The organism is Streptomyces triculaminicus, assembly GCF_017349075.1.
GTDB classification, from domain to species: Bacteria; Actinomycetota; Actinomycetes; order Streptomycetales; family Streptomycetaceae; genus Streptomyces; species Streptomyces triculaminicus.
In genome coordinates this window covers 1,943,163-1,964,217 of sequence record NZ_JAFMOF010000001.1, presented here as the reverse complement: position 1 = coordinate 1,964,217, position 21,055 = coordinate 1,943,163, and the positions used below count along the sequence as shown (strand labels likewise).

Below are 21,055 nucleotides of genomic sequence, written 5' to 3'. Positions count from 1 at the left end.
TGCCGACTCGTGTGCACGTGTCTGTCGGGATGGCCCGGGTCTGGAAGCCCGGTGGCCGGAGCCCGATCGTTGCCGTGCCCGGGTCATCGTGAACCTTCGAATGGGAGCCCTGGCATGCCCGAGAACTCGACCGACACGCCGACCACAGCGCCTGCAACCGACACCCAAGTCACTCGGCTAAGCGTGAACATCAACGCGGAAACAGCTGCCAAGCTCCGCTGGTACAAGGATCACAAGGGCATCTCGATCACCGAGACGGTGCGCCGCGCCGTCGCCCTGCTGGATCTTGTGGAACGAGAGACCGCGAACGGCAGCGAAGTTCTGCTCAAGTCGCGCGACGGCAAGTCGGTCCGTCAGCTGTGGATGGTCTGACTCGGATGTCCCGAATGTAGATCCGCTTTCCAACTCCCCTCCTCCGTCGCACACTTCGGAAAAAGAGTGCGCACCGACGGGGGACCGGACCGGCATGAGTGGTTACGCACAGGACTTCACCTGGCTGTGGACAGGTCTCGGCCTCGGCGTGCTCGGCGCCTGGGCGTGGGGGTTGCTGCTGCTCCACGCCGACCGCAGGCAGCGAGCGGTCCGCAGGCCGGGACCGGCCGTCGGCTGGGGTGACCATGCCATGGCCCGGGCGTCGCGCGAGGACCCGGACCGGCTCGCGCCCACGGTCGCCGCGGCGCTGCTGCACCGGGGCGCGCTGATCTGCCGGGACGGCACGCTGCACGTCGTGCCCGGTGTCCCCGCGGCCGACGATCCGCTCGAGCGGGCCATGGTCGCGGCCGCGAACCCTCCGGCGGACCTTCCCGCCCTCGTGCGGCGCGAGCCGTACGCGACCGCCGCGGCGGAGTACGACCGCCTGCTGACCGCTCAGGGCCTGCTGCCGCTGCCCGTCCGCGCGCTCCCGGTGTGGCCGTTCGGCCTGCTCGCGGCGCCCGCACTGATCGTGCTCGGGGTGCGGCTCGTCCTGCTCACGGCCGACGGCCCGCCCCCGGGAGCGGAGTACGCCTGGGACTGGGGCGTCTTCGCGGGGCTCCTGCTTCTGGCGGTGGCCGCGATGGCGGCCCTGCACCGGAGCCGGGACGCCAGGGGGCTCACGCCCTACGCCCGGATGCCCGAGGTCGCCGCGGAGAGCGCCCGCCTGCGCGGCAAGCTGATCACGCACGAGAGGCGGGCGAACGAACGCCGCGTCCACCGACCGCGGCTGGGCGTCGACGCGCCCGGCCTGGCCCGCGCCCTGGCCGTACTCGGCCCCGTCGTGCTCGCCGACCGCGAGGTCGCCCACTGCCTGGGCTGCGAGTGGACCCCGCCCCACCACGTCAACCAGTGGGAGGTCATCAGGGCCCCGCTCGAGAAGTCCGGTGGCAGTGGCGAGGGCGTCGGGCTCGGAGGAGCGTGCGGCGGGGGTTCGGGCTGCGGCGCGGGATGCGGGGGCGGCTGCGGCGGTCTCTGACCGGCACCTCCGCCGACGCGTTCCATGGCAGTCTGAAGAGATGGACCAGTACCCCTGGCGCGCCCCCGCCTCGCCCGCGTCCCCCGGTGAGCCGCCGTACTACACGACCGACACGTGCGCCGGCTGCGGCGCCGTCGTCCACGGCATCCACGCCCGCTGGACGTGCGCGGCCTGCGGCGCCTGCAGCCCGTACCAGGAACCCCCCGAGGGCTGGGCCACCGAGATCACCCCGGAGGAGCAGGCCACCAACACCGTCGGCTACGACACGCCCTAGCCTCAGCCCCGGAGGACCAGCCGCGCGACGCGCGCGCGGGCGTCGGCCAGTTCCGCGGCGACCGCCTCGTCCCGCTCCTCCCCGAGCAGCACGGCCGCCGGGTGCTGCGACGCGGCCGCGAGCCGCTGCCGGCGCAGGTGGGTGGGCGGATGGGTGCTGTCCACGCCGTGCCCGCGCAGGGCGCCGGCCCGGCGCCGTCGCTCGTACTCCCGCTCGGGGACGGACGCGACGTGCTCGGCCAGCGCCGCCCACAGCTCCTGTCCGGCCTCCCGGCCGGTCCCGGACCGGCCGGACCGGCTCCGGGCCCTGACCGACTCGCGCCGGAGCCTGTCCTCGACCGTGTCCGTGATCAGCAGCCGGTCCATGAGCCCGACGGCCGCCGCGGCCGATCCGGCGTGCGCGGCCAGGTCGTCCGCGCGGTACTCGGCGCGCTGCGACGCGCGCAGCGTCAGGTGGTCGAGCAGGGCCAGCAGCCCGTGCACCGGGTAGCGGCCGACCGCCATCAGCCAGTTCGCCAGGCGCTCGGCGATGTTGGGGTTGGCGATCGGAGCGAGGAAGTACCGCCATGCGAGGAGGCAGTCCAGCGCGGTCCTGACGAGGAAGCCGCGGCGCGTGTCGCGGTGGGCGTAGTGGCCGAGCTCATGGCCCAGGAGCGCGACGCGCTGCTGCGGTGTGAGGACTTCCCACAACCCGAGCCCGAGGAACAGGGCGCGCCGCCGCCGTGCGAAGCCGTAGGGGCGTACGCCGGCGTTGGCGTCGGCCTCGACCACCACGGCGTCCACGCCCCGCGTACCGACCGCCTCCGCGACCCCGTCGATCAGGTGGAAGAGCGAGGGCGCCTGGGCCCGGCGCAGGACCGGCAGGTCGTCGGGCAGTCCCGGGAAGCGTGGGCGGAGGACGAACGCCACCGCGAGCAGGATGACGCCGAGCAGCAGTGGGACGACGCTGCCCTGGACGATCAGGAGGATTCCGCCCACGGCGAGAGCGAGCGTGACGCCGTGCACGAGCAGGGCGATGGCCTGTGCCGCCACGCCGGCGGGATCCCACCGGGACCACTCGGGGTCCTCCCCGCCGCTGCCGGCCTGGGCCTCGGCGTAGAGCCGTTCTCCGTGATGCTGTGACAACCGGTGCCGCAACGCCTCGACGCGGCCCGGGGGTAACTCCGGCTCCACCGGGTCGACATTCCAGTCGCAGGCGTCGCACCAGGTGACGAAACGGTCGTCCACCGGCATGGCGGTGGCACAGCGCGGGCATGCGCGCGTCGTCATGTTCTCTCCCCTCGCGGCCCTCCCCAGAGCCGCACACATGATCGACGGACCCTACCGTGCAGGCCTCGGACGGCCCGGTACGACAGGCCGTCCGCAGCCGCGTCCGCCGCCGCTCACAGACCCTTCCGGTCCAGGAAGTCCGTGATCAGCTTCTGCCACTCCTCCGGCCGCTCGGCCATCGGGACGTGGCCCGTGGCGATCTCGGCGTACTCGGCGCCGGGGATGCGGTCCGCCAGGTAGCGCGAGTTGGCGGGGGAGACGAGGGTGTCCTGGGTGGTGGCGATGACCAGGGTGGGCACGGAGATGCCCGCGAGGTCGGCGGTGGTGTCGGCGAACCGTACGGCACCGGCCTGGTCGCCGGCGCCGGGCGGGACGGTCGCGGCGATCTGGTCGAGGAAGGGGCCCACCTGGTCCCGGGGCACGGCGTTGTAGAAGTCCTCGCCGAACCCCGACAGGGCGACGAAGCGGGCGAAGGACTGCGTGTCACCGTCGGCCAGCAGCTTCTGCCAGAGGTCGAGCGAGGCCAGCAGCCGGTTGTCGGGGCGCGCCAGGCCCGCCGTCAGCACGAGGCCGCGTACGCGCTCGGGGTGGCGGGCGGCCACCCGTACGGACACCAGGGTGCCCAGCGAGTAGCCGATCAGCGTGAAGGTCTCCAGGCCCGCCCGGTCCGCCTCGGCGACGAGCGCGTCGGCCAGGAGGTCGACGGTGAGCCCGTCCGGCAGGCGCGGCGTGGCGCCGGAGCCGGGGTAGTCGGGGGCGACGACCGTGTGGGCGGCGGCGAGGGCCGGGAGGATCGGGGCGTAGTTGCCCTCGATGCCGCCGCCCGCGCCGTGCGCGAGGAGGAGGCCGGGGCCGGAACCGGTGACGGACGTGGAGAGCGCGGGAATGCGTGTCATGGGCAGGAGGTTGCCGTATGACATCAGTGTCAAGGTCAAGTCCGGTGGGGGAACGTCGCACATGCGCATCGGTGAGCTGTCACGTCGTACGGGAGTGAGCCCTCGGCTCCTGCGCTACTACGAGCAGCAGGACCTGCTCAGCTCCGAGCGCGACGCCAACGGCTACCGCCGCTACCACCCCGACGCCGCCGAACGCGTCGCCCGGATCCGCGAACTGCTCGACGCCGGACTGACGACGGAGGTCATCCGGACCCTGATGCCCTGCGCCCAGGGCGGGCCCGGGCTGCAGTCCTGCTCCCATTCGGTGGGGGTGCTGGACGATCAGATGGCCCGCATGGAAGCGGAGATGGAGGAGCTGCGGCGCAAGAAGGAAGCGCTGCTGGAGGTCAGCTCGAGCCTGCGCTGACAGGCGCCTGGGGGCGTTGTCAGTGGTCGCCCCTACTCTCTGTCACATGGCAAAGGTGAGGCTCGTCGACGAGACGACATCGGGGGAGCGACGCGACGCCTGGGCGCTCGAGTGGCCGGAGGCGCGGCTGACGCTGCGTGAGGTGATCCGCCGTCGGGTGTTCGAGGAGGTGGCCGCGCTCGACGCGGCCCGCGCGGAGGGCGGCCAGGGGCTGGTCAAGCCGACGGAGACCGAGCGCCTTCTCAACGGCAACGGCACCGGCACCGACCAGCGCGAGGCCCGGCACACGCTCCCGCAGAAGCACTACGAGCGCGCGCTCGCCGACTTCGGCCGCAACGGCTTCCTGGTGCTCGTCGGCGACCGTCAGATATGGGACCTCGACGAGGAGGTCGACCTGACGGCCGGCGCCGAGATCACGTTCCTCAAGCTCGTTCCGCTGGTGGGTGGCTGATGACGACGACGACCGACGACCAGGCCCGGATGGAAGAGCTCGGGCGGCTCCACGTCTGCTACAACACCCACAAGCTGTGGCCCCTGCTGAAGGCCGCGCTCGCCGCCGGGCAGCCGCTCCCCGGCACCTTCGTCGGCGTGCTCAGGCGCACGGCCATGGTCGCCGCCTGGCAGGTCGAGAAGGACTGGGCGAGGACCGTCGCCGGCCTGACCGAGCCCGTCGTCAACCCGGGGGAGGCCTGGACCGACCTTGCCCTGGCCGAGCTGCCCGCGCTCGGCGACACATGGCGGCGGCTGCTCGCCCACGCCGCCACCGCCCGCACCGCACGGCCCGCCGCCAAGTGGGACAAGACCGCCCGGGCCCTGCTCGACGAGCTCGACGAGGCCCCCGACGCCGTACGCCCGCGCCTGCTGTCCTGGCTCGAACTCGCCGGCCGCCCCCGGACCGCGCCGCTGCACGTCCCCGAGTACGGCTCGGATCCCAACGACGAGTTCGACCCGTACAACGTCGACGCCCTGCGCGGCATCACCTGGCTGCTGGCCCTGCTCCCGCCGCACCCCGACACCGTCCGCGCCCTGGGCGCGCTGGTGACGTTCTCGCTGCGCAAGGTCCCCGGCCTCGGCCCGCGCAGCCCCAAGATCGCCAACGCGGCCGTGCTCGCCCTCTCCCGTATCGACGGCGACCCGGCCCTCGCCGAGCTGGCCCGGCTCTCCGCCCGCATCACCTACAAGGGCACGCTCAAGCAGCTCGACACCGCGCTCACGGCCCGGGCCGAGGCGATGGGACTCGGCCGCGACGAGATAGAGGAGCTGGCCGTCCCCTCGTACGGCCTGACGGAGGTCGGCCGCAGCGTCCACACCCTCGGCGACTGCACGGCCGAACTGGCCGTCCGGGGCGGCAAGGCGGTCCTCGCCTGGCACAACGCCACCGGAAAGGCCGTCAAGAGCCCGCCCGCCGGCGTGCGGCGCGACCATGGCGACGAGCTCAAGGAGCTCAAGGCGGCGGTCAAGGACATCGACGGCATGCTCGGCGCCCAGAGCGAGCGCCTGGACCGGCTCTTCCTCGCCCGCCGCCGCTGGACGTACGCCGCCTGGCGCGAGCGCTACGCCGACCACCCGCTCGTGGGCACCCTCGCCCGCCGCCTGCTGTGGATCGTCGACGGCCGGGCCTGCGGCTTCGCCGACGGCGCCTGGCGCACGCCGGCCGGCGACGCGGTGACGGCCGGCCCGGACGCCCCGGTCGAGCTGTGGCACCCGGCCGTCCGCGAGCCCGCCGAGGTCCTCGCCTGGCGCGAGTGGCTCGAGCAGCACGGCATCACCCAGCCGTTCAAGCAGGCCCACCGCGAGGTGTACCTGCTCACCGACGCCGAGCGCGCCACCCGCGTCTACTCCAACCGCTTCGCGGCCCATGTGCTGCGCCAGCACCAGTTCCACTCCCTCGCCGCCGTCCGCGGGTGGAACAACAAGCTGCGCCTGTGCGTCGACGACTCCTACCCGCCCGCGACGCGCGAGCTGCCCGAGTGGGGGCTGCGCGCGGAGTTCCGGGTGGACGGCGTGGAGGACAGGACGGGGGCGGACCTCACCGCGTCCGGCAGCTATCTGTGGCTGTCCACCGACCAGGTCCGCTTCTACCCCGTCGGCGCGCCGCCGCACATGGCCCACGCCGGCTCCGGCGACTACCGCCCGGGCTGGAACGAGACGCCCGTCGAGCCGATACCGCTGGCGGAGATACCGCCCCTGGTGCTGAGCGAGGTGCTGCGCGACGTCGACCTGTTCGTCGGCGTGGCGAGCGTGGGCAACGATCCCACCTGGCAGGACGGCGGACCCGAGGGCCGCTTCCGGGACTACTGGACCTCGTACGGCTTCGGCGAGCTGTCGCAGAGCGCGCGGACCCGCGCCGAGCTGCTGGAGCGGGTCGTGCCGCGGCTGGCGATCGCCGACCGCTGCCGGATCGAGGGCCGGTTCCTGCTGGTGCGGGGCGAACTCCACACGTACAAGATCCACATGGGCTCGGGCAACATCCTCATCAGCCCGCACGACCGGTACCTGTGCATCGTGCCCAAGGCGGCCGGGGCGGCCGCCGACGCCGGCTATCTGCCCTTCGAGGGCGACCGGACGCTCTCCACGATCCTCAGCAAGGCCATGATGCTCGCCCGGGACGAGGAGATCACCGACCGGACCATCACCAGCCAGCTCTGAACCGAACCGAACGGAACCGGACTGGACCGAACTGGACCGAACGAAACGAAAGGTCCCGCTCCCTCGCGGGAACGGGACCTTTCGGAAGACGCGGCGGACCGCAGGTCAGAAGCGGCGCGTGATCAGCGCACGCTTCACTTCCTGGATCGCCTTCGTGACCTCGATGCCACGCGGGCACGCGTCGGTGCAGTTGAAGGTCGTCCGGCAGCGCCAGACGCCGTCCTTGTCGTTGAGGATCTCCAGGCGCTGCTCTCCGGCCTCGTCACGCGAGTCGAAGATGAAGCGGTGCGCGTTGACGATCGCCGCCGGGCCGAAGTACTGGCCGTCGTTCCAGAACACCGGGCACGAGGAGGTGCACGCGGCGCACAGGATGCACTTGGTGGTGTCGTCGAAGCGCTCGCGGTCCTCGGCGGACTGCAGACGCTCGCGCGTCGGCTCGTTGCCCTTGGTGATGAGGAAGGGCATGACGTCGCGGTACGCCTGGAAGAACGGCTCCATGTCGACCACGAGGTCCTTGAGCACCGTCAGGCCCTTGATGGGCTCGACCGTGATCGGCTTCTCGGGGTTGATGTCCTTGATCAGCGTCTTGCACGCGAGGCGGTTCTTGCCGTTGATCCGCATCGCGTCGGAGCCGCAGATGCCGTGCGCGCAGGAGCGACGGAACGTCAGCGAGCCGTCCAGGTCCCACTTGATCTTGTGGAGACCGTCGAGGACGCGCTCCTTGGGGTCGATCTCGACCTGGAAGTCCTGCCAGGTGGCCTCGGCCGAGACCTCCGGGTTGAACCGGCGGACGCGGAAGGTGACCGTGATGTACGGCGAGACCTCGGCCGGGGACTCGGCCTTCTCGAGAGTCGGGGTAGCCATCAGTACTTACGCTCCATCGGCTGGTAGCGGGTCTGGACGACCGGCTTGTAGTCGAGGCGGATCGAGTCCTTGCCGTCCGCGTCGACCTCGCGGTACGCCATGGTGTGGCGCATGAAGTTGACGTCGTCGCGGTTGGGGTAGTCCTCGCGGTAGTGACCGCCGCGGGACTCCTTGCGCGCGAGCGCGGAGACGGCCATCACCTCGGCCAGGTCGAGCAGGTTGCCCAGCTCGATGGCCTCCAGCAGGTCCGTGTTGAAGCGCTTGCCCTTGTCCTGGACGGACACGTTCTTGTAGCGCTCACGCAGCTCGGCGATCTTCTCGACGGCCGTCTTGATGGTCTGCTCGGTGCGGAAGACCATGACGTTGGCGTCCATGGTCTCCTGCAGCTCCTTGCGGAGCTCGGCGACCCGCTCGCTGCCGGTGGAGTTGCGCAGCCGCTCGACCTGGTCGACGACGAGCGCGGCCGGGTCCTCCGGCAGCTCGACGAAGTCGGCCTTCGCGGAGTACTCGGCGGCGGCGATGCCGGCGCGCTTGCCGAAGACGTTGATGTCGAGCAGCGAGTTCGTGCCCAGGCGGTTGGCGCCGTGCACGGACACGCAGGCGACCTCGCCGGCGGCGTACAGGCCGGGGACGACGGTGTCGTTGTCGGACAGCACCTCGCCCTCGACGTTGGTCGGGATGCCGCCCATGGCGTAGTGCGCGGTGGGCTGGATCGGGATCGGGTCCGTGTAGGGCTCGATGCCGAGGTACGTCCGGGCGAACTCGGTGATGTCCGGGAGCTTGGCGTCCAGCTGCTCCGGCGGCAGGTGGGTGAGGTCGAGGTAGACGTGGTCGCCCTCGGGACCGCAGCCACGGCCCTCGCGGATCTCCGTGTAGATGGAGCGCGAGACGACGTCGCGCGAGGCGAGGTCCTTCATGACCGGCGCGTACTTCTCCATGAAGCGCTCGCCGTCCTTGTTGCGGAGGATGCCGCCCTCACCGCGGGCGCCCTCCGTCAGCAGGATGCCCATGCGCCAGATGCCGGTCGGGTGGAACTGGAAGAACTCCATGTCCTCCAGCGGCAGGCCACGGCGGTAGCAGGCGGCCTGGCCGTCACCGGTCAGGGTGTGGGCGTTGGAGGTCACCTTGAAGAACTTGCCGGTGCCGCCGGAGGCGTAGATGACCGACTTCGCCTGGAAGACGTGGATCTCGCCGGTGGCCAGCTCGTAGGCGACCACACCGGCGGACTTCTTGACGCCGTCGACCTCGGTGATCAGCTGGTCCAGGACGTAGAACTCGTTGAAGAACTCCACGCCCTCCTTGACGCAGTTCTGGTACAGCGTCTGGAGGATCATGTGGCCGGTGCGGTCCGCGGCGTAGCAGGACCGGCGGACCGGGGCCTCGCCGTGGTTACGGCTGTGACCGCCGAAGCGGCGCTGGTCGATGGTGCCGTCCGGGGTGCGGTTGAACGGCAGGCCCATCTTCTCGAGGTCGAGGACCGCGTCGATGGCCTCCTTCGCCAGGATCTCGGCGGCGTCCTGGTCGACCAGGTAGTCGCCACCCTTGATCGTGTCGAAGGTGTGCCACTCCCAGTTGTCCTCCTCGACGTTCGCGAGGGCGGCGGCCATGCCGCCCTGGGCGGCGCCGGTGTGGGAGCGGGTGGGGTAGAGCTTGGTGAGCACCGCGGTGCGGCTGCGCTTGGTCGCCTCGATGGCCGCGCGCATGCCGGCGCCACCGGCGCCGACGATGACGGTGTCGTACTTGTGAATCTTCATGAGTGGGTTACCTCAGTCCCTCAGCCCGTGGCCTAGCGGATGTTCGGGTCGAAGGTGAAGATCACCAGCGTGCCCAGCAGGACGGTGAACACCGTGGCGGTGTACAGCAGCATCTTCAGCCAGAAGCGGGTGTTGTCACGTTCGGCGTAGTCGTTGATGACCGTGCGCAGGCCGTTGGCGCCGTGCAGCATCGCCAGCCACAGCATGATCAGGTCCCATGCCTGCCAGAACGGCGAGGCCCAGCGGCCGGCCACGAAGGCGAAACCGATCTTGCTGACGCCGCCGTCGAGGACGAGCTGGATCAGCAGGTGGCCGAGGACCAGGACGACCAGCAGGATGCCGGACAGGCGCATGAAGAGCCAGCCGTACATCTCGAAGTTGGTGCGCGTGGCCTTCGGGGTCTTCTTGGTGCGCTTGCGCGGCGCCTCGATGACCGGAGCCGGGTTGTCGACGTCGTAGAGCGTGACGTCGTCGACGCCGCTCACGGCGGGGGTGGTTTCAGCGGACATCTTGCGACTCAGCTCCCGAACAGCGTGCGCAGCGTGTGCTGGAGCACGGGGTAGAAGGCGCCTGCCATCAGGAGGGCCCAGACCGCGACCACGGACCAGAGCATCTGCTTCTGGTAGCGCGGTCCCTTGGACCAGAAGTCCACGGCGATGACCCGGAGGCCGTTGAGAGCGTGGAAGAGGATGGCGGCCACGAGGCCGTACTCCATCACGTTGACGATGGGCGTCTTGTACGTCGCGACCACGTTGTCGTACGCCTCGGGGGAGACGCGGACGAGAGCGGTGTCGAGGACGTGAACGAACAGGAAGAAGAAAATGAGGACGCCGGTGACTCGATGAGCCACCCAGGACCACATGCCTTCCCGGCCGCGGTACAGCGTTCCAGCCGGCACGGAAAACCCTCCGGGAGCGGGGATTGGGGCCTGCCGGCTTCACTGTCGGTCGGGCCCGGCCGGGTACGGTCCACCGGCCCTGGCCATCGTAGCGACGCCTTGTCGCTTCGGTCCCCCGGGGTGGGCAGGTGTGATCAAACAGGCACGTACGGCCTAGGACCTACGGCGACCTGCGGGAACCTTGTCCGATACCTCCCGGCGTGTCTGGATGCCTATTGGGGTAGATACGGAGAAAAGCCATATCTTCGCCATATAGATCCCTTTTAGGATCTATGAGGAGGTTTACTCCATGGGACGGACGGAACGGCCGGCAAGGACCCCTCGCGCTTCCGCCATCCGGGGCGTTGTGGCCACTTGTGCCATGGTGGTCACTTTGTCCCTGATGGGCTGTCCACGGGACGGCTCCGCCGATCGCCCCAGCGACGACGACTCGCGCTCGGCCCGGGCCTCGGACTCCTCCCCGGCCGCCCCCTCCTCCGCCCCCGCCGTCTTCGCGCCCCCGCCCGTGCGGCCGGGCAAGCCCGCCACCGTCCCCTCGGTACGCACCTACAACCAGCGCACCGGCCCCGGCTGGCGGCCCGCCGCCGGCGCCCGCGTCGTCGCCGACCCCGGCGGGCCGCTGGCCGACGAGGCCCGCCGGCTCGCCGAGGACCTCAGGCTGCCCACCGGCCCCGGGCCCGCCCGGCCCGGTGACGTGGAGCTGGGCCTGCGCGCCGGGCAGAGCGGCGGCCCCGAGTCCTACGAGCTGACCGTCCAGGGCCGCAAGGCGACGATCACCGCGCCCGACGAGGCGGGCCTGTTCTACGGCACCCGCACCGTCGTCCAGGCCGTCCGCACCGCCGGCGGCCTGCCCGAGGGCGTCCTGCGCGACGGGCCCGACCGGCCCCAGCGCGGCCTCAACCTCGACATCGCCCGCAAGCACTTCTCCGCCGGCTGGATCGAGGCCCGGCTGCGCGAGATGGCCGACCTCAAGCTCAACCAGCTGGCCCTGCACTTCTCCGACGACCAGGGCTTCCGCATCGAGTCCGCCTCGCATCCCGAGGTCGTCTCGCCCCAGCACCTCACCAAGGCCGAGCTCCGCCGGATCGTCGCCCTCGCCAGCGCCCTGCACATCACCGTCGTCCCCGAGATCGACTCGCCCGGCCACCTCGGCGCCGTCATGACCGCCCACCCCGCGCTCCAGCTGCGCGACGCCGCCGGAACCGTGGCCCGGGGCGCGGTCGACGTCGCCAACCCCGAGGCCGCCCGCGTCGTCGACGACCTGCTGCGCGAGTTCGCTCCCCTCTTCCCCGGCCCGTACTTCCACCTGGGCTCCGACGAGTACCGCGCGCTGACGGCGAAGAACCCGCAGGTCGCCTACCCGCGGCTGGCGGAGCTGGCCCGGCAGAAGTACGGCCCCCGGGCCCTGGTGCAGGACCTGGCCACGGGCTGGCTCAACGACCGGGCCGCCGTCGTGCGCGCCCTGGGCAAGACGCCCAAGGCCTGGAACGACGGCTTCTTCCGGGGCGGGGTCGTCACACCCGACAAAACCATCGAAGTCGAGTACTGGACGGGCAAGGAACTCGGGGCGCGTCCCCCTCAGGAGTACCTGAACGAGGGACGCACGGTGGTCAACCTCAACGACGAGTACCTCTACTACGTGCTCGGCGAGCCCAACCAGTTCCGCTACCCCACCGGAGAGCGCATCTATCGCCAGTGGTCGCCCGCCGTCCTGCGCGGCACCGTGTCCGTCCCGGCCGGACCCACCGGCGCGGACCGGATCCCCGGCGGCCGGCTCGCCGTGTGGTGCGACCGGGCCGAGGCCCAGACGCCCGAGCAGGTCGCCGCCGGCATCCGGATGCCGCTGGCCGCCGTCGCCCAGAAGCTGTGGGATCCGGCGCCGCCGCAGCTCACATGGGCCGATTTCTCCGCTTTGGCCACTCGCGTGCGACGCTGAGCCGAAGGGCCTAACCTCCGGGGATGAAGCCTGCGGCGCGCGCGGCGCACCCGTACGGCCCACCCCGGCGGTGTGCGCGCCCGCGCGCCGCGCCTTGAACGCGCACTTGAACGAGGGCCCGATGAAGATCGAATTCCTGCTGCACAACGCGTATGGCATCGGCGGCACCATCCGCTCGACCGTCAACCTGGCCGCCGCCCTCGCCGACCGGCACGAAGTGAGCATCATCAGCGTCAACCGGCCCGCCGACGAGCCGGAGCTCACCATCGACCCCCGGGTGCGCCTGGTGCCGCTGGTCGACCTGCGCGAGGGCACCGAGGGCGACGAGTACACGGACCCCCTCAACCAGCGCCCCAGCGAGATCTTCCGCGACGAGCGCATCGACAACGGCCGCATGGCCGCCACCGCCCTCACCGACCGGCGGGTCGCCGACCACCTCGCCGCCACCGACGCCGACGTCGTCATCGCCACCCGCCCCAAGCTCATCGGCTACCTCGCGAAGTACGCCGCCGACCGCCCCTACCTGCGCCTGGGCCAGGAGCACCTCACCCACGAGGCGCACGTCGCCGAGCTGCACGCCGTGATGGACCCGGCGATCGCCGCCCTCGACGCCTTCGCCACCGTCTCCGAGGCCGACGCCGGGCACTACCGCGAGGCCCTGCCCGACGCCCACGCGCGCATCCTCTCCATCCCCAACGCCGTCCCCGCCCCGGCCGCCGCCCCTCCGACGGCACCTCGAAGACGATCGTGTCCGCCGGCCGCCTCGTCGGCGTCAAGCGCTACGACCGCCTCATCGCCGCCTTCGCCAAGGTCGCCGCCGACCGCCCCGACTGGAACCTGCGCATCTACGGACGCGGCCCCGCCAAGGCCAAGCTGCGCAAGCAGATCGAGGAGCTGGGCCTGTACGAGCGCGTCACGCTGATGGGCGCCCGCTCGCCCATCGAGACCGAATGGTCCAAGGGAGCCGTCGCCGCCGTCGCCTCCGACGCCGAGTCCTTCGGCATGACCATCGTCGAGGCCATGCACGCGGGCCTGCCGGTGATCGCCACCGACTGCCCCTACGGCCCGCGCGAGATCCTCACCGACGGCACCGACGGCGTGCTCGTCCCGCTCGACGACTCCGACGCCGTCGACGCCTACGCCGACGCCCTGCTGAGGCTGACCGGCGACGCCGAACTGCGTGCCCGCCTGGGCGCGGCCGCCCGCACCGCCGCGCACCGCTACGAACCGTCCGCCATCGCCCAGCGCTACGAGCAGCTCTTCGAGGAGCTGCGCCCCGGCAGCACCGCGCCGGGCAAGGCGAAGAAGGGCGGGCTGCTGCGCGGCCTGTTCGGCGGCGGCCGCAAGGAGCGCGGCCCCGTCGCCCCGGCGCCGGCCGCCCAGGGCGACACCGCCCACCCCGACGCGCGCTGCGCGGTCGACGCCGACGGCTCCCTTCTCGTCCGCCTGCGCGCCGAGCAGCTGACCGCGGCCGACACCCACGTCCTGCTCCGGCACCGGGGCAGCAAGGGCAAGGAGGCGGTCCGGGCCGCGCTGCCCAAGCAGCGCCCCGAGCCGGGCCAGTGGGTCGAGGCCCGCGTCGAGCGCGACGCCCACACCCTGCCCGAGGGGCGCTGGGACAGCTATGTGGAACGCTCCGGCGACAAGTCGCGCCGCCGGCTGACGGCCGCGCTCGTCGAGCAGAAGGCGCTGCTGACCCTGCCCCCGCGGCAGACCGCCGAGGGCGCCTCGGCCTGGGTGCCGTACGAGACGAGCGACGGCTTCCTGGCGGTGCGCACCTGGCTGCGCACCCAGCACGTCGAGGCCGCCGAAGTGCGGGTGGGCGAGGACGGGATCATGGTCACGCTCGAGGCGATGGGCGACGCGCGCCTCGGCGAGGGCGCCGAGCTCGTCGCCCGGCTGCGCGGCGCCGACGGCTCGGTGGACGACGTCCGCGCGGCCGTCGAGAACGCCACCGCCCTCCTGCCCTACGAGCCGATGACCCGGCGCATCGGCGCGGAGCAGGACCTGTGGGACCTGTACGTGCGCCCGTCGGCCGGCGCCGCGCTGGTGCGCCTCGGCCGCATCTCCGGCGACTTCGCCGACCGCAAGGGCATCGACACCTTCCCGGCCGCGACGCGTGGCGCGGTGCGGCTGCGCCCGTACTTCACGGTCACCAACGACCTGACGGTCACGGTGAAGGACCTGGAGGGCGAGGACGCCTGAGCCCGCCCGTGGCGGATGTGACGCAAGAGGAGCCCGCCGCGCTGTACGTCCCAGAGCCGTTTGTTTCGCGGACGGAAACGTTCGTGGAGACGAACAGACCGAAGGGGAACGCTCATGGGCTTCTGGGGCTACTTACTCCTCGGCCGCGGCGGCGACCGGGCACTCGCCGAGTGCCCGGTCCTCGCCGCGAGCCGTGAACACCTGATACCGGCCGGGACCTTCGCCGGCGGCTGGCAGCTGTGGCGGCACCCCGGCCCACCCGAACCGGCCGGCGTGGACGCGCTCGTGCGCGCGCTCGCCGACGAGACCGGCGCCCCGGCGCTGGCCGCCTACGTCATGGAGAGCGACTGCGCGGTCGTCGGCGGCGCCCACCCCGGCGGCGCGAGTTGGTCCGCGTGCCTGGGCCGGACCCCGCTGGCCCGCTACATGGCCGACACCGAACTCGGCCTCGACGAACTCTTCCCCACCCCCGAGGCGGCCGCGGCCGACTGCGCCGCCTGGGCGGCGGAGGCCGGGCACGCGGCGGACGCGGCGGAGCTGGCGGGAGTGCTGGCCGCCGACCCCGAGCCGCTGGTCGAGAACCTCTTCCACGAACTCCTGGCGCGGCTCGGCATGGTGGAGCCGCTCGCCGGCCGCTGAGCGGCGACGTACGAACGTAGAGATGAACGTAGAGGTGTACGGACGGAGGGCGGCCGGGGCCGCCACCCCCCACAGGAGAGGCCCCGGCCGCCCGCCCGTTGCGAACCCTGGTGAGGTACGCACTCCTTACAGCGTCGTTAATCGAAAATTCGTCACACCCCGGGTACTGGCGGGTAGGCGCAAACGTGGCCGGTAGCGCTCAGGGGCGCACGCCGGGCGCGTAGTATCACCCGCTCGTAGACGTTTTCCCTGTGGCCGGGAGCCGGGCCACCACTCTGGGGGTCAGTAGAGATGTATCCGTGCGGTCATTGCCGCGCCACCGCCGTGGGCCCCGACGGACGCTGCGCCGCGTGCGGGGCGTACCAGCAGCCGGCGGCGGCCCCGGTGGCGGCCGCCCCGGCGGGCTACGGCTATCCGCCGCCCCCGCCCGCGCCGATGGGCCTGCCCGTCGGCGGGGTCGACCTGCGGCGCGGCGTGCGCATCGCGGTGATGGTGCTGCTGAGCGTGTGCGTCCTGGTGGCGCTGCTCCACGTGGCCGCGACCGGCCAGCAGCGCAGCGCCGTCCAGGACGTCATCAGCGGCGGCTTCATGGCCATGGACCGCGAGAAGATCAACGACGCGGACGACTTCGCGCGCTCGATGACCATCCTGCAGATGCTGTCGATGCTGGTGACAGGCGTGCTGTGGGTCATCTGGTTCCGCCGGATGCGGCTCAACGCCGAGGTCTTCGCGCCCGGTACGCACCGCTTCGGCAGCGGCTGGGCGGTGGGCGCGTGGATCACGCCGGTCGTCAACTTCTGGTTCCCCAAGCAGATGGCCAACGACATCTACCGCGCCAGCTCCCCGGCGGGCCCGCAGAGCGCGCCCAAGGGCCTGCTCAACGCCTGGTGGACGGTGTGGCTGGCGAGCATGGTGGTCGGCGGGATCGGAACGTCCATGTACCAGTCGGCCAACAGCAAGATCCACGCGTCCGTCGGCTCGGACCCCGGCGACGCCCTCGACACGCTCAGCAGCTCGCTCGCGGTCAGCGGCCTGTCGGAGCTGCTCTCCGCCGCGGCCGCCGTGCTCGCGCTGCTCGTCGTCCGGCAGTTGTCCGGGATGCAGGAGCAGCGGGCCATGGGCGGCATGCCGCCCATGGCGCCCGGTATGGCGCCCGGCATGCCTTACGGCGCGCCCGCTCCGGCCCAGGGCTGGGCCCCCGCGATGCCGCCCGCCATGCCTCCCATGCAGCCCGGCGGCCCGGTCCCGCCGCCGTACGGTGCGCCGTACGGTCCTCCGCCCAGCGCCCCGCCGCCGCAGAATCCTTTCGGCAGCGGTCCGGCCGGCTACTGAACCACGGGCACGGTACGTGGTGCAGGATGAGAGCGTGCAGGGGGACGACGCTGAGCTGACCGTCGCGGTGCGCGCGGCGCAGGGTGGGGACGAGACGGCATTCCGTACGGTCTACCGGGCCGTGCATCCCCGACTCCTCGGATACGTACGCACGCTGGTCGGCGAGGCGGACGCGGAGGACGTGGCCTCGGAGGCGTGGCTGCAGATAGCCCGCGACCTCGAGCGGTTCACCGGCGACGCCGACCGGTTCCGCGGCTGGGCGGCCCGCATCGCCCGCAACCGCGCGCTCGACCACATACGGATGCGCGGCCGGCGGCCGGCCATCGGCGGCGACGAGAGCGAACTCGCCGGCCGGGCCGCCGACGCGGACACCGCCGGGGAGGCCCTCGAGGCCCTCGGCACCGGGCGGACCTTCGCCCTCATCGGCCAGCTCCCGCAGGACCAGGCCGAGGCCGTCGTCCTGCGCGTGGTCGTCGGACTCGACGCCAAGAGCGCCGCCGGTGTGCTGGGCAAACGCCCCGGCGCGGTGCGCACCGCCGCCCACCGCGGCCTGCGCCGACTGGCCGAACTGGTCGGCGGCGACACCACCCCCGGACAGCGGCAGTCACCCACAGGCGCGAGCGGACCGAACGCTTCTGCCGGTGTGACGCAATTGCGCGCGCGGACGCAGAAGGACATGTGATGGCGGACGACCACCGGTACGACTGGCTGGATGACGACGCCGTGGAGCGGCTGCTGCGCGGCGATTTCGTCGCGGGTCGCGACGAGAAGAACGCGAAGAACGCGAAGATTCTGACGACGGACACGACGGACACGACGAACGCTGCGGGCGCGATGGGCACCGCCGACACGACGGGCGTGACGAGCGCGGCCGGGACGAACGTCGGCGGAGCCGATGTGACCGATGCCGCCACCGCCGGCACGGCTGCCGACGCCGGGATCGTGGCCGAGCGGCTCGAGGCGGCGCTGCGTTCCCTCGCCGTGCCCTCCGTGGCCGCCGACGCCCCGCTTCCCGGCGAGGAGGCGGCGGTCGCGGCGTTCCGCGCGGCCCGCGCCTCCGCCGCCGCGCCCGTCGCACCCGCCGCGGTCCGACGCGCCAGACCGTTCTCCGCCCTCCGTTCCTTCCTCGACCGACCCCTGAAGACCGTCCTCGCGCTGACGCTGGCCGGCTGCGCGGTGGGCGGCGTCGCGGTGGCCGCCGGTACGGGCGTGCTGCCCAGCCCCTTCGGCCGCGCCGCCAAGTCGCCCGGCTCCGACCGCAGCGTGGCGGCCGCCGAGGGTTCCGGCACCGCGACCGTCGGCCCCGGCACCACCGCTCCGGGCGCCACCCCCTCGCCCGGCCGGACCGGGGGCAAGCACTCGGGCGCCGGCTCCGAGCCGTCCGCCTCCGGCACCCCCGGCAAGGGCGCCCCCCCGCCCCGGAGGCAGGGAGACCGGGCCGGGCCGCTCCCCCTCGGCCACCCCGCCCGGCGGCGACGCCGGCAAGGACGACGGGAACAAGGACGACGGGCAGAGCGGCCAGACCGGACAGACCTGGGCCGCCCGCCTGTGCCGCGAGTTCCTGACGAACGGAAAGCGGAGCGGCAGCGGCTCGGGCCTCGACGAGGAGGGCGTACGCACCCTCGAGCGCAGCGCCGGCGGCGCCGCGGCGATCCGTGCGTACTGCGAGCGGCTGCTGAGCGTCATCGACGGCGACGAAGCGGACGACGGCTCCTCGGGCGGCAGCGGCGACCAGGTCGTTCCGCGTCCTCCGCGCACCCGCAGCCAGCCCCACACCAGCCTCCTGGAGCCCCTGCCCGCACCGGGTGTGACGTTTTCCGGGGGCACGGCGCTGTAAGAAGTGAGCCGACTGGTCATCGGCTGCGCAGGAGCCGGAGTTCCCCCCATACCGTCGGCTCCGCGCATCGGCGCGGGCGGAGCTCTTTCCCCCGGCTCTGCCCGCGCCCCCCACTCCTCGCCCCCGCGCACCGCTACAGTCCCAAGCGGAGTTTCCGCAACGGAGCGCGCGGGAGGCATCCCATGACCAAGCCCCGGCCGACCGAGTCCGGACCGCCCATCGAGCCCGTCTACGGCCCCGACGCCCTGGCCGGGTGGGATCCCGCCGACAGGCTCGGCGATCCGGGCGCCTACCCCTACACCCGCGGCGTGTACCCCACGATGTACACCGGCCGCCCCTGGACCATGCGCCAGTACGCCGGCTTCGGCACGGCCGCCGAGTCCAACGCCCGCTACCGCCGCCTCATCGAACACGGCACCCACGGCCTGTCCGTGGCCTTCGACCTGCCCACCCAGATGGGCCACGACTCCGACGCGCCGATCGCGAGCGGCGAGGTCGGCAAGGTCGGCGTCGCGATCGACTCGATCGAGGACATGCGGGTGCTCTTCGACGGCATCCCGCTCGGCGAGGTCTCCACCTCCATGACCATCAACGCCCCGGCGGCGCTGCTGCTGTTGCTCTACCAGCTGGTGGCCGAGGAACAGGGGGTGCCGGCCGAGCGGCTCACGGGCACCATCCAGAACGACGTGCTGAAGGAGTACATCGCCCGCGGCACGTACATCTTCCCGCCCCAGCCCTCGCTGAGGCTGACCGCCGACATCTTCCGCTACTGCCGGGCCGAGATCCCCCGCTGGAACACCATCTCCATCTCCGGCTACCACATGGCCGAGGCCGGCGCCTCGCCCGCGCAGGAGATCGCCTTCACCCTCGCCGACGGCATCGAGTACGTCCGTACGGCCGTCGCCGCCGGCATGGAGGTCGACGACTTCGCACCCAGACTCTCCTTCTTCTTCGTCGCGCGGACGACGCTGCTGGAGGAGGTCGCCAAGTTCCGCGCGGCCCGGCGGATCTGGGCGCGGGTGATGCGCGAGGAGTTCGGGGCACGGGACCCGAAGTCGATGATGCTGCGCTTCCACACCCAGACGGCGGGCGTACAGCTCACCGCGCAGCAGCCCGAGGTGAACCTCGTGCGCGTCGCCGTGCAGGGCCTGGCGGCCGTGCTGGGCGGCACCCAGTCGCTGCACACCAACTCCTTCGACGAGGCCATCGCGCTGCCCACGGACAAGGCGGCCCGGCTCGCGCTGCGCACCCAGCAGGTGCTCGCCTACGAGACGGACGTACCGGCGACCGTCGACCCCTTCGCCGGCTCCTACGCCGTCGAGTCGCTGACGGACCTCGTCGAGGAGGCCGCCGTCGACCTGATGCGCCGGGTCGAGGACCTGGGCGGCGCGGTGGCGGCGATCGAACACGGCTTCCAGAAGGCCGAGATCGAGCGCAACGCCTACCGGATCGCCCAGGAGACGGACGCCGGCGAACGGGTCGTCGTCGGCGTCAACCGCTTCCAGCTGGCGGAGGAGGAGCCCTACGAACCGCTCCGCGTGGACCCGGAGATCGAGACCCGGCAGCGGGAACGGCTGGCCCGGCTGCGCTCGGAGCGGGACGCGCGGGCGGTCGAGGCGGCGCTCACCGAGCTGAGGAAGGCCGCCGAGGGAACCTCGGCCAACGTCCTGTACCCGATGAAGGACGCGCTGCGGGCACGGGCCACGGTGGGGGAGGTGTGCGGGGCGCTGCGGGAGGTGTGGGGTTCGTACGTACCGACGGAGGCGTTCTGACCCGCCCCCGGGCTGGGGGACACTGGAAGGTATGTCCTCACCCCGCCGCACCTGCCCCGTATGCACCCGAGAGATCGCCGTCGTCGGCGGACGCTTCGCACGCCACGACCCCCCGGGCCGCCGCCCCGCGTTCTCGTACGAGCTGGTCTCCTGCCCCGGCTCACGCCGCTCGGCGCCGCTGCTGGCCACGGAACCCCGGCTGTTCGACCCGGAAGAGCCGCCGATGGACGGACAGCAGCAGCTCTTCTGACACACGCCCTTCTGCTCCTCTGGGCGCCTACGCGGCAAAGAAGGTCTTCGCGGCGGTGAGCGTCGCGGTGTCCGCGTCGATGTCGTCCGGGCGGTTGCCGTGACCGACCAGCCCGCCGGCCCACTCCATGCCCATGTAGTCGGCGGTGAGGCGCAGCGTGCCGAGCAGCGGGTCGGCGTTGGCGGGGTCCTCGTCGCTGATCACCGTGATGCCCCAGAGCTTCTTGCCGGCCATCCGCTCCTTGAACCGCACCTGCTCGCGCAGGTGCAGCCAGCCCGCCCAGTAGTCCAGGTAGACCTTGGTGTCGGCGGACACGGTGTACCAGTAGAGCGGCGACGCGATGACGAGGTCGGTGGCCTCGAGGGTGGCGTCCAGCAGCAGCTTCTCGTCGCCGGTGGGAAGCGGGCGGGTGCGGTCGCCGGTGTGCCGCAGGTCGTCGAAGTCGGGCAGGGGCATGTCGCGCAGCCGCAGCCACTGCTGCTCCACGTCGGCGGGGAGCTGGGCGGCGGCCTTGCGGGCGAGCTTCTCGGTGTTGCCGCCGGTGCGGGAGCTACCGAGGAGGAAGAGGAACTTCCGCTCTGTGGAGTGCTGTTCGGGATTGATCGTGTCCGTCATGACCGGCCAT

At 72.2% G+C, this 21,055-nt stretch carries 20 protein-coding genes; 13 read left to right on the top strand and 7 right to left on the bottom strand.

What is annotated here, in order from left to right; genetic code table 11:
• Positions 1-114: 114 nt before the first annotated feature.
• The 3 genes from J1792_RS09215 (at position 115) to J1792_RS09205 (ending at position 1,724) form a co-directional block, all read left to right on the top strand.
• Complete coding sequence (locus tag J1792_RS09215; RefSeq protein ID WP_086572098.1) at positions 115-372, top strand: ribbon-helix-helix domain-containing protein; 258 nt, start codon at positions 115-117, stop codon at positions 370-372.
• Positions 373-466: 94 nt separating this feature from the next.
• Positions 467-1,450, top strand: a complete 984-nt coding sequence (locus J1792_RS09210; RefSeq protein WP_207246982.1) for a DUF2207 domain-containing protein — start codon at positions 467-469, stop codon at positions 1,448-1,450.
• Between the two features lie 40 nt (positions 1,451-1,490).
• A complete protein-coding gene (locus J1792_RS09205) occupies positions 1,491-1,724 on the top strand; it encodes a hypothetical protein (protein WP_086572094.1) in 234 nt (77 codons plus the stop codon).
• Between the two features lie 2 nt (positions 1,725-1,726).
• On the opposite strand, the gene J1792_RS09200 is transcribed toward J1792_RS09205, so the two are convergent.
• A complete protein-coding gene (locus J1792_RS09200; RefSeq protein WP_086572092.1) occupies positions 1,727-2,992 on the bottom strand; it encodes a M48 family metallopeptidase in 1,266 nt (421 codons plus the stop codon).
• Positions 2,993-3,105: 113 nt separating this feature from the next.
• Positions 3,106-3,888, bottom strand: a complete 783-nt coding sequence (locus J1792_RS09195) for an alpha/beta fold hydrolase (protein WP_086572131.1) — start codon at positions 3,886-3,888, stop codon at positions 3,106-3,108.
• Between the two features lie 61 nt (positions 3,889-3,949).
• On the opposite strand from J1792_RS09195, the gene J1792_RS09190 reads away from it, so the two are divergent.
• From J1792_RS09190 to J1792_RS09180, 3 genes are read left to right on the top strand one after another with little or no spacing between them, the layout of a single operon-like run.
• The gene (locus J1792_RS09190; RefSeq protein ID WP_086572090.1) at positions 3,950-4,294 is read left to right on the top strand and encodes a MerR family transcriptional regulator; all 345 of its coding nucleotides are present in this window, start codon (positions 3,950-3,952) and stop codon (positions 4,292-4,294) included.
• Between the two features lie 46 nt (positions 4,295-4,340).
• Entirely contained in the window at positions 4,341-4,745 is a 405-nt protein-coding gene (locus tag J1792_RS09185; protein ID WP_086572087.1) for a hypothetical protein, read from the top strand.
• A complete protein-coding gene (locus tag J1792_RS09180) occupies positions 4,745-6,943 on the top strand; it encodes a DUF4132 domain-containing protein (RefSeq protein ID WP_242645487.1) in 2,199 nt (732 codons plus the stop codon). The genes J1792_RS09185 and J1792_RS09180 overlap by 1 nt, the downstream gene beginning before the upstream one ends.
• Before the next feature lie 105 nt (positions 6,944-7,048).
• On the opposite strand, the gene J1792_RS09175 is transcribed toward J1792_RS09180, so the two are convergent.
• Genes J1792_RS09175 through sdhC form a run of 4 tightly spaced genes read right to left on the bottom strand, consistent with a single transcriptional unit; the run spans position 7,049 to position 10,459 of the window.
• Complete coding sequence (locus J1792_RS09175; protein ID WP_086572083.1) at positions 7,049-7,807, bottom strand: succinate dehydrogenase iron-sulfur subunit; 759 nt, start codon at positions 7,805-7,807, stop codon at positions 7,049-7,051.
• A complete protein-coding gene (gene sdhA / locus J1792_RS09170; RefSeq protein ID WP_086572081.1) occupies positions 7,807-9,561 on the bottom strand; it encodes a succinate dehydrogenase flavoprotein subunit in 1,755 nt (584 codons plus the stop codon). The genes J1792_RS09175 and sdhA overlap by 1 nt, the downstream gene beginning before the upstream one ends.
• A gap of 32 nt (positions 9,562-9,593) precedes the next feature.
• Entirely contained in the window at positions 9,594-10,070 is a 477-nt protein-coding gene (locus tag J1792_RS09165; protein WP_086572079.1) for a succinate dehydrogenase hydrophobic membrane anchor subunit, read from the bottom strand.
• A gap of 8 nt (positions 10,071-10,078) precedes the next feature.
• Positions 10,079-10,459 (bottom strand): succinate dehydrogenase, cytochrome b556 subunit, encoded by a 381-nt coding sequence (gene sdhC / locus J1792_RS09160; protein WP_086572078.1) that lies wholly within the window; start codon positions 10,457-10,459, stop codon positions 10,079-10,081.
• 361 nt (positions 10,460-10,820) lie between these two features.
• Here sdhC and J1792_RS09155 point away from each other — a divergent pair, with 361 nt between their 5' ends.
• From J1792_RS09155 to J1792_RS09125, 7 genes are all read left to right on the top strand, one after another.
• On the top strand, positions 10,821-12,395 hold the full coding sequence (locus J1792_RS09155) for a beta-N-acetylhexosaminidase (RefSeq protein WP_207246980.1): 1,575 nt from the start codon (positions 10,821-10,823) through the stop codon (positions 12,393-12,395).
• Between the two features lie 72 nt (positions 12,396-12,467).
• Complete coding sequence (locus tag J1792_RS09150; RefSeq protein ID WP_372446082.1) at positions 12,468-14,600, top strand: glycosyltransferase; 2,133 nt, start codon at positions 12,468-12,470, stop codon at positions 14,598-14,600.
• 114 nt (positions 14,601-14,714) lie between these two features.
• Positions 14,715-15,239 (top strand): hypothetical protein, encoded by a 525-nt coding sequence (locus J1792_RS09145; protein ID WP_086575370.1) that lies wholly within the window; start codon positions 14,715-14,717, stop codon positions 15,237-15,239.
• Positions 15,240-15,563: 324 nt separating this feature from the next.
• On the top strand, positions 15,564-16,571 hold the full coding sequence (locus J1792_RS35020; RefSeq protein ID WP_207246979.1) for a DUF4328 domain-containing protein: 1,008 nt from the start codon (positions 15,564-15,566) through the stop codon (positions 16,569-16,571).
• Between the two features lie 34 nt (positions 16,572-16,605).
• A complete protein-coding gene (locus J1792_RS09135; protein WP_086575367.1) occupies positions 16,606-17,253 on the top strand; it encodes an RNA polymerase sigma factor in 648 nt (215 codons plus the stop codon).
• Between the two features lie 1,337 nt (positions 17,254-18,590).
• A complete protein-coding gene (locus tag J1792_RS09130) occupies positions 18,591-20,180 on the top strand; it encodes an acyl-CoA mutase large subunit family protein (protein ID WP_207246978.1) in 1,590 nt (529 codons plus the stop codon).
• A gap of 31 nt (positions 20,181-20,211) precedes the next feature.
• Positions 20,212-20,430 (top strand): hypothetical protein, encoded by a 219-nt coding sequence (locus J1792_RS09125; protein WP_086574955.1) that lies wholly within the window; start codon positions 20,212-20,214, stop codon positions 20,428-20,430.
• Positions 20,431-20,457: 27 nt separating this feature from the next.
• Here the strand turns inward: J1792_RS09125 and J1792_RS09120 are convergent, their stop codons facing one another.
• Positions 20,458-21,045, bottom strand: a complete 588-nt coding sequence (locus J1792_RS09120) for a flavodoxin family protein (protein ID WP_086574953.1) — start codon at positions 21,043-21,045, stop codon at positions 20,458-20,460.
• Positions 21,046-21,055 lie beyond the last annotated feature (10 nt).

Coding starts and splice junctions, on each gene's coding strand:
- sdhA (WP_086572081.1), bottom strand. CDS start 9,561: ATGAAGATTCACAAGTACGACACCGTCATCGTCGGCGCCGGTGGCGCC.
- J1792_RS09190 (WP_086572090.1), top strand. CDS start 3,950: ATGCGCATCGGTGAGCTGTCACGTCGTACGGGAGTGAGCCCTCGGCTC.
- J1792_RS09120 (WP_086574953.1), bottom strand. CDS start 21,045: ATGACGGACACGATCAATCCCGAACAGCACTCCACAGAGCGGAAGTTC.
- J1792_RS09125 (WP_086574955.1), top strand. CDS start 20,212: ATGTCCTCACCCCGCCGCACCTGCCCCGTATGCACCCGAGAGATCGCC.
- J1792_RS09215 (WP_086572098.1), top strand. CDS start 115: ATGCCCGAGAACTCGACCGACACGCCGACCACAGCGCCTGCAACCGAC.
- J1792_RS09210 (WP_207246982.1), top strand. CDS start 467: ATGAGTGGTTACGCACAGGACTTCACCTGGCTGTGGACAGGTCTCGGC.
- J1792_RS09175 (WP_086572083.1), bottom strand. CDS start 7,807: ATGGCTACCCCGACTCTCGAGAAGGCCGAGTCCCCGGCCGAGGTCTCG.
- J1792_RS09205 (WP_086572094.1), top strand. CDS start 1,491: ATGGACCAGTACCCCTGGCGCGCCCCCGCCTCGCCCGCGTCCCCCGGT.
- J1792_RS09155 (WP_207246980.1), top strand. CDS start 10,821: ATGGTGGTCACTTTGTCCCTGATGGGCTGTCCACGGGACGGCTCCGCC.
- J1792_RS09200 (WP_086572092.1), bottom strand. CDS start 2,992: ATGACGACGCGCGCATGCCCGCGCTGTGCCACCGCCATGCCGGTGGAC.
- J1792_RS09130 (WP_207246978.1), top strand. CDS start 18,591: ATGACCAAGCCCCGGCCGACCGAGTCCGGACCGCCCATCGAGCCCGTC.
- J1792_RS09180 (WP_242645487.1), top strand. CDS start 4,745: ATGACGACGACGACCGACGACCAGGCCCGGATGGAAGAGCTCGGGCGG.
- J1792_RS09185 (WP_086572087.1), top strand. CDS start 4,341: ATGGCAAAGGTGAGGCTCGTCGACGAGACGACATCGGGGGAGCGACGC.
- J1792_RS09145 (WP_086575370.1), top strand. CDS start 14,715: ATGGGCTTCTGGGGCTACTTACTCCTCGGCCGCGGCGGCGACCGGGCA.
- J1792_RS09165 (WP_086572079.1), bottom strand. CDS start 10,070: ATGTCCGCTGAAACCACCCCCGCCGTGAGCGGCGTCGACGACGTCACG.
- J1792_RS09195 (WP_086572131.1), bottom strand. CDS start 3,888: ATGACACGCATTCCCGCGCTCTCCACGTCCGTCACCGGTTCCGGCCCC.